At 72.1% G+C, this 16,478-nt stretch carries 13 protein-coding genes; 7 read left to right on the top strand and 6 right to left on the bottom strand.

What is annotated here, in order from left to right:
• Window positions 1–29: 29 nt before the first annotated feature.
• Entirely contained in the window at window positions 30–1,463 is a 1,434-nt protein-coding gene (locus tag V5O46_RS11065; protein WP_332884350.1) for an NAD-binding protein, read from the bottom strand.
• Window positions 1,464–1,780: 317 nt separating this feature from the next.
• Between V5O46_RS11065 and V5O46_RS11060 the strand changes: the two genes are divergently transcribed.
• The gene (locus tag V5O46_RS11060) at window positions 1,781–3,439 is read left to right on the top strand and encodes a PucR family transcriptional regulator (protein WP_332884349.1); all 1,659 of its coding nucleotides are present in this window, start codon (window positions 1,781–1,783) and stop codon (window positions 3,437–3,439) included.
• Between the two features lie 59 nt (window positions 3,440–3,498).
• Here the strand turns inward: V5O46_RS11060 and V5O46_RS11055 are convergent, their stop codons facing one another.
• On the bottom strand, window positions 3,499–5,094 hold the full coding sequence (locus V5O46_RS11055) for an alanine/glycine:cation symporter family protein (protein ID WP_332884348.1): 1,596 nt from the start codon (window positions 5,092–5,094) through the stop codon (window positions 3,499–3,501).
• A 539-nt stretch (window positions 5,095–5,633) separates the two neighbouring features.
• Complete coding sequence (locus V5O46_RS11050) at window positions 5,634–6,056, bottom strand: secondary thiamine-phosphate synthase enzyme YjbQ (RefSeq protein WP_332884347.1); 423 nt, start codon at window positions 6,054–6,056, stop codon at window positions 5,634–5,636.
• Between the two features lie 86 nt (window positions 6,057–6,142).
• Between V5O46_RS11050 and V5O46_RS11045 the strand changes: the two genes are divergently transcribed.
• A complete protein-coding gene (locus V5O46_RS11045; protein WP_332884346.1) occupies window positions 6,143–7,222 on the top strand; it encodes an NAD(P)-binding domain-containing protein in 1,080 nt (359 codons plus the stop codon).
• A 12-nt stretch (window positions 7,223–7,234) separates the two neighbouring features.
• On the opposite strand, the gene mltG is transcribed toward V5O46_RS11045, so the two are convergent.
• Complete coding sequence (mltG, locus tag V5O46_RS11040) at window positions 7,235–8,095, bottom strand: endolytic transglycosylase MltG (protein ID WP_332884345.1); 861 nt, start codon at window positions 8,093–8,095, stop codon at window positions 7,235–7,237.
• A 43-nt stretch (window positions 8,096–8,138) separates the two neighbouring features.
• A complete protein-coding gene (locus tag V5O46_RS11035; RefSeq protein ID WP_332884344.1) occupies window positions 8,139–9,941 on the bottom strand; it encodes an ABC transporter ATP-binding protein in 1,803 nt (600 codons plus the stop codon).
• A 121-nt stretch (window positions 9,942–10,062) separates the two neighbouring features.
• Between V5O46_RS11035 and V5O46_RS11030 the strand changes: the two genes are divergently transcribed.
• The 5 genes from V5O46_RS11030 to V5O46_RS11010 all read left to right on the top strand — a co-directional run bounded on the left by V5O46_RS11030 (window position 10,063) and on the right by V5O46_RS11010 (window position 15,514).
• Window positions 10,063–10,563 (top strand): MarR family winged helix-turn-helix transcriptional regulator, encoded by a 501-nt coding sequence (locus V5O46_RS11030; protein WP_332884343.1) that lies wholly within the window; start codon window positions 10,063–10,065, stop codon window positions 10,561–10,563.
• A gap of 182 nt (window positions 10,564–10,745) precedes the next feature.
• Window positions 10,746–12,587 (top strand): ABC transporter ATP-binding protein, encoded by a 1,842-nt coding sequence (locus tag V5O46_RS11025; RefSeq protein WP_332884342.1) that lies wholly within the window; start codon window positions 10,746–10,748, stop codon window positions 12,585–12,587.
• On the top strand, window positions 12,584–14,365 hold the full coding sequence (locus V5O46_RS11020; RefSeq protein WP_332884341.1) for an ABC transporter ATP-binding protein: 1,782 nt from the start codon (window positions 12,584–12,586) through the stop codon (window positions 14,363–14,365). The genes V5O46_RS11025 and V5O46_RS11020 overlap by 4 nt, the downstream gene beginning before the upstream one ends.
• Before the next feature lie 285 nt (window positions 14,366–14,650).
• A complete protein-coding gene (locus V5O46_RS11015) occupies window positions 14,651–15,121 on the top strand; it encodes a DUF5709 domain-containing protein (protein WP_332884340.1) in 471 nt (156 codons plus the stop codon).
• A gap of 111 nt (window positions 15,122–15,232) precedes the next feature.
• Window positions 15,233–15,514 (top strand): type B 50S ribosomal protein L31, encoded by a 282-nt coding sequence (locus tag V5O46_RS11010; protein ID WP_332884339.1) that lies wholly within the window; start codon window positions 15,233–15,235, stop codon window positions 15,512–15,514.
• Between the two features lie 86 nt (window positions 15,515–15,600).
• On the opposite strand, the gene V5O46_RS11005 is transcribed toward V5O46_RS11010, so the two are convergent.
• On the bottom strand, window positions 15,601–16,395 hold the full coding sequence (locus tag V5O46_RS11005) for a metal-dependent hydrolase (protein ID WP_332884338.1): 795 nt from the start codon (window positions 16,393–16,395) through the stop codon (window positions 15,601–15,603).
• Window positions 16,396–16,478: the final 83 nt, after the last annotated feature.

The raw sequence follows: 16,478 nt of genomic DNA, 5'->3' as shown, positions 1-16,478 counted from the left end.
GACCCGAGAGGTCGGGTGGACGGCGGAGGTCACTCCGCGACGGCGGAGGCGGCGGACGGAACGAGCGTGCCAGGCGCGCACATGCGGGCGCATCGGCCGGCCTCGTGCACCCGGCCATCGGGGTGCAGTACATGTACACGGGTGCCGACGGCGAAGGTCGCCAGCGGTTCGAGCCCCATCGCCACGGCGGCGATGTAGGAGCCGCCCACCTGCTGGGTGTCGCAGACGGTGCCGATCCGGAACAGATACCGGGACTCCGACGCCACATCCTCGTCCCCGCCCGCCCGCAGCACGATCCGCTGGTCGGGGGCGACGGCCCGGGCCGCCACGGCCACGGCAATGTTCTCCAGTACGTCCGAAGCAGCGGCGACGATCGCCCGCGCACGGGGCAGCGCGAGCTTCCGCAGCAGGAAACGGTCGCCCGCGCGCCCGAACATCACCGGTATCCCGAGCGACTTCGCCACCGGCACACAGGCCGCGCGGCGGTCGCGCTCCACGGCCACCACCCCGATACCGAGACGCTGCAGTTCCAGGCAGAGCCGCAGCCCCACCTGACCGAGCCCCACGACGATGACATGACCGCGTCTGGGCACCACCCGCGCGCCGACGAGGCCCGTCAGCCGGCCGGAGGTCATCCGGTCGACCAGACCAGCGGTGAAGAGCGCGGAGAAGCCGAGGACGCACAGCAGGCTCGCGGTGGACAGCATCAGGTACCACGCCGGTGCGTGGCCGTCCGCCCCGCCCGCGTCGACCGTGGTCAGGACCATCGCCGAGTGCCAGGCGGCGGCGACGAGGGGCTCGCCCCGCACGAGCGCGCCCAGCACGGTGTCCAGCAGGAAGACGAAGACCAGTCCCGCCAGCCCGACGAGCAGCGCGTGCGTGCTTCCGTCGAGCGGTCTGACCTGGGCGTGCACCCGGTGCCACAGCCTGCGCGCCGCGCCGGTCCGCACCTCGGGCGACGACTCCACCCGCAGACCGGCCGGGACGCCGTCCGCTCCGTCCCCCGGATCGTCCCCGGCGCCGCCCCGCGTGCTCGCCACGCCCAGCCGCTTCCCGTCCGGAGTGCGGCACAGGGTCACCAGGCGCTCCGCGACGCAGGGGCCGAGCAGGGCCGGCACCAGGGCGTCCGTCATGCCGATCACCGTGCAGTTGGGGACCGAGCGCACGACCTCACCGGCCACCGTCCGGTCGAACAGCGTCACCAGCAACCGTATCCCGGGGCGTGCGTGCTCGACGAGCAGTGCGTACCGAAGGGCCTGGATGTCCTCCCGCGAGACGACCACCACGACGTCGACGTCCGGCTCCAGCGCGGCACCGAGCGCCTGTGCCGACGGCTCTGCCAGCCGGTCGACCCGTGCTCCCCACGCCGTCGCGTAGTCGGCGACGGCGGCCGTCAGCTCGTCGTCGCCGACCAGCAGCAGCCGCCTGCTCGTGAGACCGTCACCCGGTTCGGGGACCAGCACCGGCACTCCTCGAAGATCGATCGACCAGCTCCCCTCGACCCTACGGAGGGCCGCCCCTGGACTCTTTGTGCATGTCTCCAGGAGCCTGCCGGGCGCATTGGCCGATCGCACGACAGGAGGAGGCCGTCCCAGACTGTTGTATGGGCTTGTGCCCACCGAGTACCGTCGGGGCCACCGGCATGCCACGGTGAGCGGCATCGCACCCCGTGGCCGACGGTCACACGGTGTGGAAGCCCAGGCCGAGGGGGCCCGGCCCCGGTCTCTCCCGCATGGATCTCGCCTGGCACATCCGCTCATGTGCAGGACAGGTGGTCACCATGGATGACACAAAAAGGTCGGCCGGCGCCGTGGTGCGGCAGCTGATGCTCGCGCTCGGCGATCCGGTCATCGGGCTGGTCGCCGCGCCCGGAGGTCTTGACGTCGAGATCAACGACGTCGTCATCCTGGACGCCGACGACGCGCCGGACTCCTACCGTGGCGACCTGGTGCTGATCATCGGCGCACGGGGCCGGCGGGTCCACCGTCTCGCACGCGCGGCCGCGGGCCAGGGGGCCGCGGCCGTGGCCCTGAAGACGGAGCACGGTGAGGATCTCGACGAGCTGAAACGCATCGCCGAGGACACCGGGATCGTGGTGCTCGGCGTACGGCCCGAGGTCCGCTGGGCCCAACTCGACTCCCTGGCCCGGGGCGTTGTCGCGGACGCCCGGGTCATGGTGCCGGAAGCCGGACGGCAGGCCGACCTGTTCGCCCTCGCGCAGACGGTCGCCGCTCTCACCGGCGGCATCGTCAGCATCGAGGACAGCGCCAACCGCGTTCTGGCCTACTCCCGTTCCGACGACGAGGTCGACGAACTGCGCCGGCTGTCGATCCTGGGCTGGCAGGGACCGGCAGACTACCTGGCCCTGCTCCGCGAGTGGGGGGTCTTCGACCGGCTGCGCGCCGGGGACGACGTGGTCCACATCGACGAGCGGCCGGAGCGGGGGATCAGAAGGCGCCTCGCCGTCGGCATCCGGGTCGACGAGCAGCTCCTCGGTTCCATCTGGGTACAGGAAGGCCGGGAACCGCTGGCGGACAACGCGGAGAACGCACTGGTCGGCGGCGCGCGGGCGGCTGCCCTGCAGCTTGTCCGGCGGCGTACGGGCGCCTCGCCTGACCTGGAGTTCGAGCAGAGTCTGTTCCGCCGGATGCTGGAGGGGCATCTCGCCCCCCGGACGTTCGCCGACAACATCGGCGCCGATCCGGACGAACCGGCGGTCGTGGCGGCGTTCACCCTGGATGCGGGCACCGCGGGAGGCGGCGCGGGCGGCGACGCCGGCCGTCCGGCCTTCGAGATGCGCAGGGCGACCATGGCGAGCCTGATCTCCGTGCACGCGGCGGCGTACCGGCGGCGGTCCCTGGTCACGACCGCCGACTCTCGCGTCTACATGCTGCTCCCGGGCCTTCCGGAGCAGGCCGGGGAGAGCATCGCCTGCGGGCTGGCAGGCGAGATCGTGCGGGCGGCGAGCCAGCGTCTGCAGCTCGACGTACGCGCCGCCGTCGGCTCGGTGGTCGGCGGTCTGCACGCGATCGCCCAGTCGAGGGCCGAGGCGGACCAGGTACTGGACATCGTCCTGCGCGGCGGCAGGCAGCGCGTTGCCACCATCGCCGACGTACGTTCCGAGGTCCTGCTGAGCGAGGCCCTCGCACTGCTGGAGCAGCACCCGCGCCTGCGGGATCCCCGTATCACCGCCCTTCTCGCCTACGAGGCCGAGCACGAGTCCGGACTTGTGCCGTCGGTGCTCGCGTACTTGGGGACACTCGGAAACGTGCGGGCGGCCGCACGATCGCTGCACGTCCATCCGAACACTCTGCGCTACCGGCTGAAGCGGGCCGAGACGGTCAGCGGGATCGATCTCACCGATCCTCATCAGTGCCTCTTCTCCCATCTGCAACTGCTGCTGGAGAACGGGTCGATGGCGGTGCCGCCCAGCAAGTGACCCGGGCGCTCCGGCGCGTACGTGTGCGCACCTGCCGTAGCCCCGGGCCGTGTCCTCCGCTATGTCGTGGGTTCGGCCGGCTCCGGCTCGTCCTCCCGCTCCTCGCCGGAGCGAAGTGCCGTGCGGAACCGCGCCAGTTCCCGCTTGACGACCGGTGCGAGCAGATAGAGACCGATGATGTTGATCAGCGCGAGGAGGAACAGCACGGCGTCGGTGAACGCCAGCACGCTGCCGAAGGTGAGAACGGCGCCGATGACGATGAAGGTGCAGAACACCGACTGGTAGACGCGCTCGCTGAGCTTGCTCCTCCCGAAGAGGTGGGTCCATGCCTTCTGGCCGTAGTACGCCCAGGTGATCATGGTGGAGACGGCGAAGAGGACCACTGCCACGGTGAGGATGACGGGGAACCACGGCAGGACGGTCTCGAATGCCGAAGAGGTGACGGTGACGCCGTCCACGGTGTTGCCGTTCGCGGCGTAGTCCGCCTTCGCGTCCTCCCAGAGCTGGGTGTCTGCGATGACGATGGTCAACGCGGTCATGGTGCAGACGACCACGGTATCGATGAACGGTTCGAGGAGGGCGACCAATCCCTCGGTCGCCGGGTAGCGCGTCTTCACGGCCGAGTGCGCGATCGGCGCGGAGCCCAGGCCCGCCTCGTTGGAGAACGCAGCACGGGTGAAGCCGACGATCAGCGCTCCGATGGTGCCGCCGACGACACCCTCCCCGGTGAACGCGCCGCGGAAGATCTCGCCGAAGGCCGCCGGAACGTCAGTGAAGTTGGCCAGGATGACGATCAGGCAGCCGCAAACGTACACGATCGCCATGGCCGGGACCAGACGGCTGGTCACGCGGCCGATCGACTTGATGCCGCCGATGATGACGAATCCGACGACGAGGGCGAGCAGGACGCCCAGCACCAGCGCCGAACCGTCGCCCGCAAGGGGACCGTCCTCCCCGCCGGTGATGTCGCGGATCTGGATGACGGTCTGGTTGGCCTGGAACATGTTGCCGCCGCCGATCCCGAAGAGCAGGATCATGACGGCGGCGAGCGCCGCGAGGGCCTGTCCGAGGAACCGGCCGGCTGATCCGGGCAGCCGCTCCGCGATGCCCTTGCGCAGATACTGCATCGGACCGCCGGAGACGCTTCCGTCCGGGTGGTGATCGCGGTAGCGGACGCCGAGGGTGCACTCGACGAACTTGGAGCACATGCCCAGCAGGCCGCAGAGCACCATCCAGAACGTGGCTCCCGCCCCGCCGATGGTGACGGCCACACCGACTCCCGCGATGTTGCCCAGGCCGACGGTCCCGGACACGGCCGACGTCAGCGCCTGGAAGTGGGTGATCTCGCCCGGATCGTCCTTGCGGCTGTGCCGGCCGCGGAGGATCTGCAGGGCCACCGGGAGGCCGCGTACCTGGATCAGTCCGAAGTAGAGGGTGAAGACCGCGCCCGCAAGCACGAGCCAGGCCACGATCCAGGGGAAGCTGATCCCGAAAAGGGACACCTCACCGAAGACGAAGTCGCCCAGCCCGGTGGCGATCGGATCGAAGACCGCGTTGATCTTCTCCTCCACGGTCCCGAGGAATCCGCTCTCCGCCCCTTGGGCGAGTGCGGGAAGCTCTTCGGGAGCGGCAGGCGGATGGTGTGTCAGAAGCATTGAGGTCCCCTTCTCCCGGAGCCGGGGACGACGACGCCGTCGGGAGGACGCCGTCGGGGCGTCCCGGGCCCCGGATCGCCGTTCGGGGAACCGTAGGACCGCGCCGCTCGGCTCGGTTTCGTCCGGTTGGCCAAAGAACCGGCCCGGAAGCTGGTGACCTGCACCGCATCATGATCGCGCGGGCCCGCGCGGTCAGGGGCGATGCGGAACACGGACCGGGCGCCGTGCCGCAGCGCCGGCACGACGGAGGAGGCACCGTCCTCGATGGCGATGGTGACCAGCTCGGCTGCGGTCGTACGCGAGGTCCGGCACGGCGAAGGAGCCGAACGAGCGCCACCGAGCCGGCCGGCGCCGACGGCCCGGAAGCTGCAGGACGACGAGCGCCCGGCCACAGTCGGCCTCGCCCCGGACCGGATCGCCACGCCCCGGGTCGACGACGCCGACCACTGCACCATCCCGGTCCCCGAGTCCGCGACGGCAGCCGACCCGGGGACGACGCGCCAGGAGCCGGGGCAGTTGCAGCCACGGGTTCTCGGCGGCTATCCGAGAAACGACAGGCGCACCCGGCGGTCGGCATTGTCCTTGTTGGTGTCCACCAGGCACACCGACTGCCATGTGCCCAGCTCCAGTCGCCCGTCGAGCACCGGCAGGGTCGCGTGCGGGGGGACGAACGCGGGCAGGACGTGGTCGCGGCCGTGGCCGGGGCTGCCGTGCCGGTGCTGCCAGCGGTCGTCGGCGGGCAGCAGGCCGTGCAGGGCCGTCAGCAGGTCGTGGTCGCTGCCCGCACCGGTCTCGATGATCGCGATGCCGGCGGTGGCGTGCGGGACGAAGACGTTGAGCAGGCCGTCGCGGCCGGCTGCCGCCTCGCGCAGGAAGGACGCGCAGTCGCCGGTGATGTCGACGACCCGCTCCGTGGAGCCGGTGGTGAGGTCGAGGACCCGGGTGGTGAAGGCATCTGGCATGGTTCCCATCCTGACGCACGGCGGGGGCCCGCGCCGGGAGCGGCCGTTCCGGGAAGATCCGTCCGCGTCGCGCTGTTGGGGAGACCGTGAACGCAGCACGCGAGGTCGATGTCGTCGTCGTGGGCGCGGGTCAGGCGGGCCTGTCCGGCGCCTACCACCTGCTGCGCGCCGGGCTGGAGCCCGGGCGCGGCTTCGTGGTGCTCGACCGCTCCCCCGGCCCGGGCGGCGCCTGGCAGTTCCGCTGGCCGTCGCTGACGTTCGGCAGGGTGCACGGCATGCACGCCCTGCCGGGGACGGAGCCGACCGGGGCGGACCCGGACCGGCCGTCGGCGGAGGTGGTCGCGGAGTACTTCGCCGCCTACGAGCGCGCCTTCGATCTGCGGGTGCGGCGCCCGGTCGACGTCCGCGCGGTGCGGGAGGGGGACGGGGAGCGCCTGCGCGTGGAGACGTCGGCCGGGGTCTGGTCGACGCGGGCGCTGATCAACGCCACCGGCACCTGGGACCGGCCGTTCTGGCCGCGCTACCGGGGCCAGGAGACGTTCCGTGGGCGGCAGTTGCACACCGCGCAGTACGCCGGGCCCGAGGAGTTCGCCGGGCGGCGGGTGACCGTGGTCGGCGGGGGTGCCTCGGGCACCCAGCATCTGCTGGAGATCGCCCCGTACGCCGCCGCCACCACCTGGGTGACCCGGCGACCGCCGGTGTTCCGCGAGGGTCCCTTCGACGCGGAGGCGGGCCGGGCCGCGGTGGCACTGGTGGAGGAGCGGGTGCGGCAGGGGCTGCCGCCGCGGAGCGTGGTGTCGGTGACCGGTCTGCCGCTGAACGACGCGATCCGGGCGGGCCTGGACTCCGGAGTCCTGGACCGGCGGCCCATGTTCCAGCGGATCACGCACGACGGGCTCGTGTGGGCGGACGGGCGGGAGGAGGACGCCGACGTCATCCTGTGGGCGACCGGGTTCCGGCCCGCGGTGGATCATCTGGCGCCGCTGCGGCTGCGCGAGGCGGGCGGCGGCATCCGTGTCGAGGGGACTCGGGCGGTCGCGGACCCGCGGATCCATCTGGTCGGCTACGGCCCGTCGGCCAGCACCATCGGCGCGAACCGGGCGGGCCGCGCGGCGGTACGGGACATCAGGCGGCTGCTGACCGGTAAAGGGGCGGTCGCCGCGTGATGCCCCGTCGGGTCAGCCGGACGTGGCCGAGGCGCTGCGCCGGTTCTTGTTGAACTCGGCGACGTTGCGTTGGTGCTCCTGGTAGTCGGCGGTGAAACGGGTGTCGCCGGGCTTGACCGTGACGAAGTACAGCCAGTCGCCCGGAGCGGGGTTGACGGCGGCGCGCAGCGCGTCGTCGCCGGGGTTGTCGATCGGCGTCGGCGGCAGGCCCATGCGCTGGTACGAGTTGTAGGGGCTGTCGATCTTCGTGTCCTTGATGGTGGTGTGCAGGGTGGTGCGGTTCAGGGCGTAGTTGATGGTGGAGTCCATCTGCAGCGGCATGCCGCGTTCCAGCCGGTTGAAGATCACCCGGGCCACCTTGCCCATCTCGGCCTTGGTCCCGGCCTCGGCCTGCACGATGCTGGCGATGGTGACCGCCTGGTAGACGTTCATGGCGTTGCGCTGGGCTCCGGCGGCGACCGGGGCGCCGTGGAACTTCTTGTTCGCGGTGTCGACCATGGCCGAGAGCAGTTTCCCGGGAGTGGTCCGCTTCCCCTTCTCCTCCAGCGGATACGTCGCCGGGTAGAGATACCCCTCGGGGTTGCCCTCGGCGTCCTCGGGCAGTTTGAGCTCGGCCTCGGGCAGGGACTTCCTGGTGGTTCCGGGGGGCACGGCGAGCGCCTTGTCAACGGCGGCGTAGACCTGGCTCGCGCGCCAGCCCTCGGGGATCACCAGGGAGCCGGGGCGGGAGTCCTCCTCGTCGCCCAGGGTCAGCAGCGGCACCGCCACGGCGGTGCCGGCCACGACGGCTCCGGCCGCCACCAGGGCGATGCGGCCCCGGCGCGTCAGTCGAATCGTGTTCTGCGTGCTCCGTGACGGAGTGTTCGTCTGCATGCGGGCACGGTAACCCTTATATCGTCATAAACCTGGCATATGTTCATTTTGTCGGCTCCAGACGGGCGTCACGCCGCACCAGGGACGCGTAGCGCCCGTTGCGTTCCAGCAGCTCCTCGTGGGTGCCGCGTTCGGCCACCCTCCCGGAGTCGAGCACCACGATCTGGTCGGCACCCCGGACGGTGGACAGGCGGTGCGCGATGGTCACGGTGGTGCGGTCGGCGGTCAGCGCGTCGATCGCCCGCTGCACGGCGGCCTCGGTACGGGTGTCCAGAGCACTGGTCGCCTCGTCGAGGATGAGGACGGGAGGGTCGCGCAGGATGGTGCGGGCGATGGCCAGGCGCTGCTTCTCGCCGCCGGAGAAGCGGTGGCCGCGCTCGCCGACGACGGTGTCGTAACCGTCGGGGAGGGAGACGATGTGGTCGTGGATCTGGGCCGCTCCGGCCGCCTCGACCAGTTCCTCGTCGGTTGCGTCCGGTTTGGCGAAGCGCAGGTTGTCGGCCACGGAGGCGTGGAACAGGTACGTCTCCTGCGAGACGACGCCGACCGCACGGGCGAGGGTGCCGAAGTCGAGGTCGCGCACATCGACCCCGTCGAGGGTGACCCGGCCGTCCGTCACGTCGTAGAGGCGGGGCACCAGATGGCCGAGCGTGGACTTGCCGGCGCCGGTGGGGCCGACGACCGCGAGGCTGCCGCCCGGGGGCACCGTGATGTCGACGCCGTCGAGGACGGCGCCGCTCTCCCCGTCGTAGCGGAATCCGACGTTGTCGAAGCGGATCTCACCCTTGACGCGGTCGAGACGGACGGGGTTGCCGGGCTCGGTGATGTCGATCGGCAGATCCAGGTACTCGAAGATGCGCTGGAACAGCGCCAGCGAGGCCTGGATCTGCACGCCGGTGGACAGCAGGCTGACGGTCGGCCGGAACAGGCCCTGCTGGAGCGAGACGAAGGCGACGAGTGTGCCGATGGAGACCTGCGGGCCGCCGAACTGCAGGGCGAGACCGGCGGTCCAGTAGATGACGGCGGGCATGGCCGACATGACGACGGTGATGACCGCCATGCGCCAGCGGCCGGCCATGCTGGACCTCACCTCCAGATCGACCAGACGCTCGGACTCGTCCGCGAACGTGCGGGTGAGCGAGTCGGAGCGGCCCATGGTCCGGCCGAGCAGGATGCCGCTGACGGAGAGCGACTCGGTGACCGTGGCGGCCATGACGGCCATCTGCTTCTGGCGCCGGGTGGTGATCCTCTTGCGTTCGTCGCCGACCCGGCGGCTGATCCAGACGAACACCGGAAGCAGCAGGAGGGTGACGACGGTCAGCCGCCAGTCGAGGGCGATCATCGCGGCGACGGTGGCGACCACACCGGTGAGGTTGGAGACCAGGGAGGTGGCGGTGGAGGTGACGGTGGCCTGCATGCCGCCGATGTCGTCGGCGATGCGGGACTGGATCTCGCCGGTGCGGGTGCGGGTGAAGAAGGCGAGCGACATGCGCTGCAGACGGCCGTAGACCGCGGTGCGCAGATCGTGCATCACGCGCTGGCCGACGGTGGTGGAGATCAGGGTCTGCAGCACGCCGAAGACACTGGTGAGCACGGCGCCGAGGATCATGCCGAGGGCGAGGAGGCTGAGCAGACCGGTGCGCCCCTCGGGGATGGCGACGTCGAGGATCTCCTTCAGCAGGAAGGGGGTGGCGACCGAGACCAGCGACGCGGCGGCGACCAGCAGGCCGACGACCGCGAGCCGACCGCGGTAGGGACGGAAGAGCCGCAGGATGCGGTGCACCTGCCTGGGCTGCTCCTTCGCTTCGGGAGACGGTGGCCAGAAGGGTTCGCGATCGGGCTTCATGGGCTCCTACGGGGGTCGACGGGCTCCTACCGGGTGCGACGGTGGGGCCGGAGAGGCCTTTCGGATCGTAGCTCATTGTTACCTATACTCACAATGAACGACATCCTGATACTGTTCCCGCATGACCGCCTCCGATCACGACGGCCTGCTGGCGGAGCAGTTGCTGCGACTGACCCGCCGGGTGCACCGCATCCAGAAGCGCCATCTGGAGCGGCGCGATCTGGGCATCACCCCGGCCCAGTCACGGCTGCTGCGCACGCTCGCCCACTATGGCTCGCCGCCGCGCATGGCCGATCTGGCCGCCCGGCTGGAGGTTGTGCCGCGGGCGGTGACGACCCTGGTCGACGGCCTGGAGGCGGCCGGGAAGGTCCGCAGGGTGCCGGATCCGGCCAACCGCAGGGTGATTCGTATCGAACTGACGGACGACGGCCGGACGGCCCTGCGCGAGCTGCGCGCCGCCCGGCGCTCGGCCGCCGAGGAGATCCTCGCCCCGCTCACCGAGACGCAGCGCGGGGCGCTCGGCGCGCTGCTGGACACCTTGGTCGACGGCGCCGCCGTCGAGCCGGGCGGACCCGAGCGTCCTGACAGGCCCGAGCGTCCTGACGGACCCGAGCGTCCCTAGGACTCTCGCCCGATGGCCGCGCAGCCGCATCTCCCGCCGCTCCGTGGCCCGTCGCCCCGCCATGCCACCACTCCGGAAAAATCGGTTGCCCGTCACCACGCTGCGGAGCGAACCTTGCACGGTTTGCAACCTTCCGCCGCCGTGTTCCACGGCGTTCCCCCGATCCGAGCCACTGGGACGTCATGCAGATCCTGGACCTTCCGTATCCCGACCCAGGCGTGCCGGACGCGCGCTCCGGGCCCCGATTCCTGTGGTGGCTCTTCCGGAACCAGCTGGGCGGTCAGCTGAAGGCGCTGGCCTGGGGGCTGCTGCACTTCGCCTCCGTCGCGATGCTGCCCTTCTGCGTCGGGCTCGCGGTGCAGGCCGTGGTCGATCGCGACGGCGGGCGGCTCGCCCTGGCCGGCGCCCTGATGGTGCTGGCCTGCGCCGGCAACGCCCTCGGCGACACCTTCCTGCACCGCGCCGCGGTCACCAACTGGATCACCGCTGCGACCCGCGTCCAGCAGCTGCTGGCCCGCAAGGCCGCCGCACTGGGCGCCGCCATGACCCGGCGGGTCGCAGCCGGCGAGGTGGTGGCCGTGTCCACGGGGGACGTGGAGAAGATCGGCTGGTTCGTCGAGGCCGTGTCCCGCTTCACCGCCGCGGCGGTGACCGTCGTGCTGGTCTGCATCGGTCTGCTCGTGTACCAGCCCGCGCTCGGCGCCGTGGTCGCCGTCGGCCTGCCGGTGCTGGCCCTCGCGGTGCTGCCCCTGCTCCCCCGGGCGACCCGGCGCGCCGACATCCAGCGCGAGAAGGCCGGCCGCGCCACCGAACTGGCCTCCGACACCGTCGCCGGACTGCGCGTCCTGCGCGGTATCGGCGGCGAGGAGCTGTTCCTCGACCGCTACCGCCGGGCCTCCCAGGAGGTGCGTCACGCGGCCGTGCGCAGCGCCCGCATGTGGTCGCTGATCTCGGCTGTCCAGGTGCTGCTGCCGGGCCTGCTGATGTTCGCGGTGGTCTGGCACGGAGTGCAGCTGGCGAGGGACGGCCGCATCGGCATCGGTGAACTCGTGGCCGTCTACAGCTCGGTCCTGATTCTCACCTACCCTCTGCGGCACTTCGAGGAGATCGCCATGGCGTACTCCTTCTCACGGCCCTCGGCCGGGCGTGCCGCCCGGGTGCTGTCCCTGAAGCGGGCCACGGACACCGCCGGATCGCGGGACGGAGGACTGCCCTCCGGCGACCTGTACGACCCCGCCACCGGTCTGCTCGCCCCTGCCGGCCGGCTCACGGCCGTGGTGTGCGGCGACCCGGACGCCGCCGGCCGGCTGGCCGAACGCCTGGGCGGGCATCCCGCCGAGGCGGGTACCTCGGTGCAGCTGGGCGGGGTGCCGCTGGACGAACTGCCGCAGCACTGCGCGCGCACCGCGGTGCTGGTCCAGGACAAGGACCCGGTCCTGCTGTCCGGATCGCTGCGCGAACTGCTCGACGTGCCCGCGTCCGGTGCCGTAGGTGCTGCGGAGGCGCTGGCCGCGGCCCGGTGCGAGGACGTCCTGACCGCTCTGGCACAGGGCTCACCGGAGGCCGGGGACCCGATGGAAGCGCGGATCACCGAACGGGGCCGCTCGCTGTCGGGCGGCCAGCGCCAGCGGCTCGCACTGGCCCGGTCCCTGGTCACGGACCCGGAGGTGCTCGTCCTGGACGAACCGACGTCCGCCGTGGACTCGCACACCGAGGCGCGGATCGCCGAAGGTGTGCGGCACCTGCGGACCGGGCGCACCACGGTGGTCCTCACCTCGTCGCCGCTGCTGCTGGACCGCGCCGACCAGGTGGCCCTCGTGGACGGCGGCGAGCTGGTGGCCGTCGGCACCCACCGCGAGCTGCTGCACCGCGAGCCCCGGTACCGGTCCGTGGTGACCCGCGAGACCGTCGGCGAGACCGCGGCCGCCGGGGCCCTGGACGGCCGGCGGGTCATCGGCACCGAGCAGGTACTGCACCGGGACGACGAACTGGACCGGTCGAAAGAGATCGAGGAGACCGCATGATCGGCGTGGCGCCACCGCCGTACGACCCGGCGGCCCCGGCGGGCACGAGCACGCTGCCCGTCGGCGCTTCGGCGACCGTACGCGCCTACGTGGCGGAGCTGCTGCGCCGGCACCGGCGCGCGTTCCTCCTGCTCGTCGCCGTGAACACCGTCGCCGTGGTCGCCTCGATGGCAGGACCCCACCTGCTGGGTGGGCTGGTGCAACGGGTCGCCGACGGGGCACGGGAGCTGCATCTGGGGCTCACCGCCACGCTGCTCGTGCTGGCGCTGGTCGTCCAGGCCGCATTCGTGCGCGAGGTGCGGATGCGCGGAGCGGTGCTCGGTGAGCGGATGCTGGCCGATCTGCGCGAGGACTTCCTGGTGCGGTCCGTCGGGCTTCCCCCGGGGGTGCTGGAGCGGGCCGGCACCGGTGACCTGCTGTCCCGGATCACCACCGACATCGACCGGCTGGGCAACGCCATGCGCGAGGCCGTGCCCCAGCTGGCGATCGGCGTGGTGTGGGCGGTGCTGCTGCTCGGCGGGCTCGTGGTCACCGCTCCGCCGCTGGCGCCGGCCGTGCTGCTCGCCGTTCCGCTGCTGGTGGTCGGCTGCCGCTGGTACTTCCGGCGGGCGCCCGCCGGCTACCGCTCCGAGGCCGCAGGCTACGCGGCCGTGGCCGCCGCGCTCGCCGAGTCCGTGGACGCCGGGCGTACCGTCGAGGCCCACCGCCTCGAGGCGCGCCGCATCGAGCTGTCCGACCGCCGGATCAAGGAGTGGACGGCCTGGGAGCGCTACACACTGTGGCTGCGGTCGGTTCTCTTCCCGGTCATCAATGTCACCCATGTGACTGTGCTGGCCTCCGTCACCATGATCGGCGGCGTGTTCGTGCTGCAGGGCTGGATCGGCGTCGGTCAGCTGACGACGGGCGCACTGATCGCGCAGATGCTCGTCGATCCGGTCGGCCTCATCCTGCGCTGGTACGACGAGCTGCAGGTGGCACAGGTGTCCCTGGCTCGGCTGGTCGGGGTCCGGGAGATCGAGGCGGACGCCGGCGACATCTGGCTGAGCCCCCAGGGGCGGGACGTGCAGGCCGACCGGGTGCGTTTCGGATACCGCGACGGCGTGGACGTGCTGCACCGGGTGTCCCTGGAGGTCGCCCCCGGGACCCGGCTGGCGCTGGTCGGCCCGTCCGGCGCCGGCAAGTCCACCCTGGGCAGGCTGCTCGCCGGTGTGTACGCGCCGCGTGACGGCCGGATCACCCTGGGCGGTGCCGAGCTGTCCCGGATGTCCGCGGAGCGGGTGCGCTCCCACGTGGCCCTCGTCAACCAGGAGCACCATGTCTTCGTGGGCTCCCTGCGCGACAATCTGCGGCTCGCCCGCGCCCACGCCACCGACGCCGAGCTGTGGGCGGCGCTGGGCGCGGTCGACGCGGACGGCTGGGTCGGCGCGCTGGCCGGCGCCCTGGAGACCGAGGTCGGCTCCGGCGGCTTCGCGCTCACTCCGGCCCAGGCCCAGCAGATCGCGCTGGCCCGGCTGGTACTGGCCGATCCGCACACCCTGGTGCTGGACGAGGCGACGTCGCTGCTCGACCCGCGGGCGGCGCGCAATCTGGAGCGGTCCCTCGGACGGGTACTGGACGGCCGGACAGTGGTGGCGATCGCCCACCGGTTGCACACCGCCCACGACGCGGACGTGATCGCCGTGGTCGAGAACGGCAGGATCACCGAGCTCGGGAGCCACGAGGAGCTGGTCGCCGCCGACGGCGCATACGCGGCGCTGTGGCGTTCGTGGCACGGCTGACCGGAACCGCGCCGGTCCGCGCGGCGCAGCACCCGCGGCCCGCCGACGGGCGACCGGGCTACGCGGACGCGCGTCCGGTGGCCGGCGTGCGCCCCCGGGTCCCCGGGCGGGCCTCGTGCCGTTGCACGTTCCCGAACGGGAGTGGAAGGCTGGGAGGTGGCACCGGCTCGGGGAGCGCCCGAGAGCCGCGAGGTTCGACGAAGGGCGGCGCCTGTGCCCCGCGCAGCGGCCACCCGCCGCGGTCCGCGGTGACGAGGGGCCCGTCCCCACCCCCTGGAGGTACCCGTGAACAGCGCCGACGGATGGGGAGACGACGTCTACCAGCCCGACGGTTCCGACCAGCGGGAGGACACCGGGCTGCTCGACGCGGAGGACACCCTGGAGAACGACGGCGTCGCTGATCCTCTCGACCGGGGCTGGTCCCCGCCGGAGCGGCCCTGGGCCGTCGAGCACAGTGGTGTGACGGCGGCGGAGCGGCACCGGGGCGAGACGCTGGACCAGCGGCTCGCCGAGGAGCGGCCGGATGCCCTGGCACCCGACGGTGACGGTCTCGGCGACTCCCAGGGAACCGACGGGGAACTGCTGGACAACGAGGTCGGAGCGGTCCGCTCCGGTCGGCTGGTCGCCCCCGACGAGGGTGCCCACGAGGACGAGGAACCCGCGCTGGTCGCCAGGGATGTCGGCATCGACGGCGCGGCGGCGTCCGCAGAGGAGGCCGCGATGCACGTGGTGGACGAGGACACCCTGCCCCGCTGAGCCTGTCTGCCGCGCCGGACTCGCCTCCCCCGGTGTGCCGGGGCCGCAGCCTGCCGGCACCCGAGGGCGCGGACCGGTCGGGGGCCGTCCGGCCTCGTACGAGGAGCAGCCATGCATCACGACAAGCACCCCGACTACCACCCGGTGGTCTTCCGCGACCGCGCCGCCGGGTACGCCTTCCTCACCCGGTCGACCGCGTCCAGCGACGAGACCATCGACTGGGACGACGGCCGGACCTACCCGGTGGTGGACGTGGAGATCTCCTCCGAGAGCCATCCGTTCTACACCGGCAGGGCTCGCACCGTGGACGCCGAGGGACGCGTGGCCCGCTTCGAGCGGCGGTACGGCACGGACCCGGGCTCCGGTGCGGACACCGGGGCCGGCACCGGTTGAGCTGCGCGGCCCGCGAGACCCTTGACGGTCCGGGCCGGGCGGCAAGGGCGGGGTCGCGGGCGGCGCCGAGGCGACTGGCGGTGACGTCAGATGACATTCAGTGCCGCGGCGCCGCCCACTCCCCCGAGCACCATGAACGCGGGCATCAGCACCTTGAGCTCCACCCAACTGCCCGCCCGGAACCGCATGGCCTGTGGCGGACCGAGGGGGTACCAGCGCTTGCGGCCGACCGGGATCGGCCAGAGTATCGGGCAGCCCGAGACGGTCAGCGCGTCCCCGATGTCGTGCACCAGCGCGCCCAGCACGATGGGCAGTCCCAGCCACAGGTACTCCTGGCCGGGCGCGGTGAACAGCCAGTCCGCACCACCATCCGGTCTGTCCAGCACCCCGGCGAGGATCCAGGCGCTCGTGGCGGCCAGCAGCCATACCAGCACATCGCTGCTGGAGCCCCGGGTCGCCCGCCACAGCAGTCCCTCGATCGCCAGCACCATGTGCACGAAAAGGATCGCCAGCACGGCCCACCGGCCGCCGGTGATCGCCAGCACCGAGGTGCCGGCACCGATCAGGACCGCCCACAACCAGGTGTGCGTGAGCGTGCGGTGTCCCCCGGAACGGCGCGGGTCGCCCGGCTTCCTCGTGGCCTTGTACACGGCGTACGACAACTTGTCGACGATCTCGCACAGCCCACGCGAGACCGGCCCGAAGGCCCGTGAGATGGTCGCCGCCTTGTGGTCGAGGTCGGGGGCGAGCGCCGCCCCGGCGCAGATCAGGGCTCCGGCCAGCAGGACCGGCCAGGGCATCGTATGGCCGGCCGCGGCCGTGGCCGCGCCGACGCCGAGCCAGGCCGCTGCTCCCGACAGTGAGTGTGCTGGTCCCATCATCGCCGTCGCCCGCCCCATTCCTCGTGTGCCGCTGTCCAGTTGTCCGGCTCTGTCGACATGTCGTCGGCGACACAGCGTAGCGT

Source organism: Streptomyces poriticola, assembly GCF_036689765.1.
Taxonomy (GTDB): Bacteria; Actinomycetota; Actinomycetes; order Streptomycetales; family Streptomycetaceae; genus Streptomyces; species Streptomyces poriticola.
This window is presented reverse-complemented; position numbering and strand designations above follow the sequence as displayed.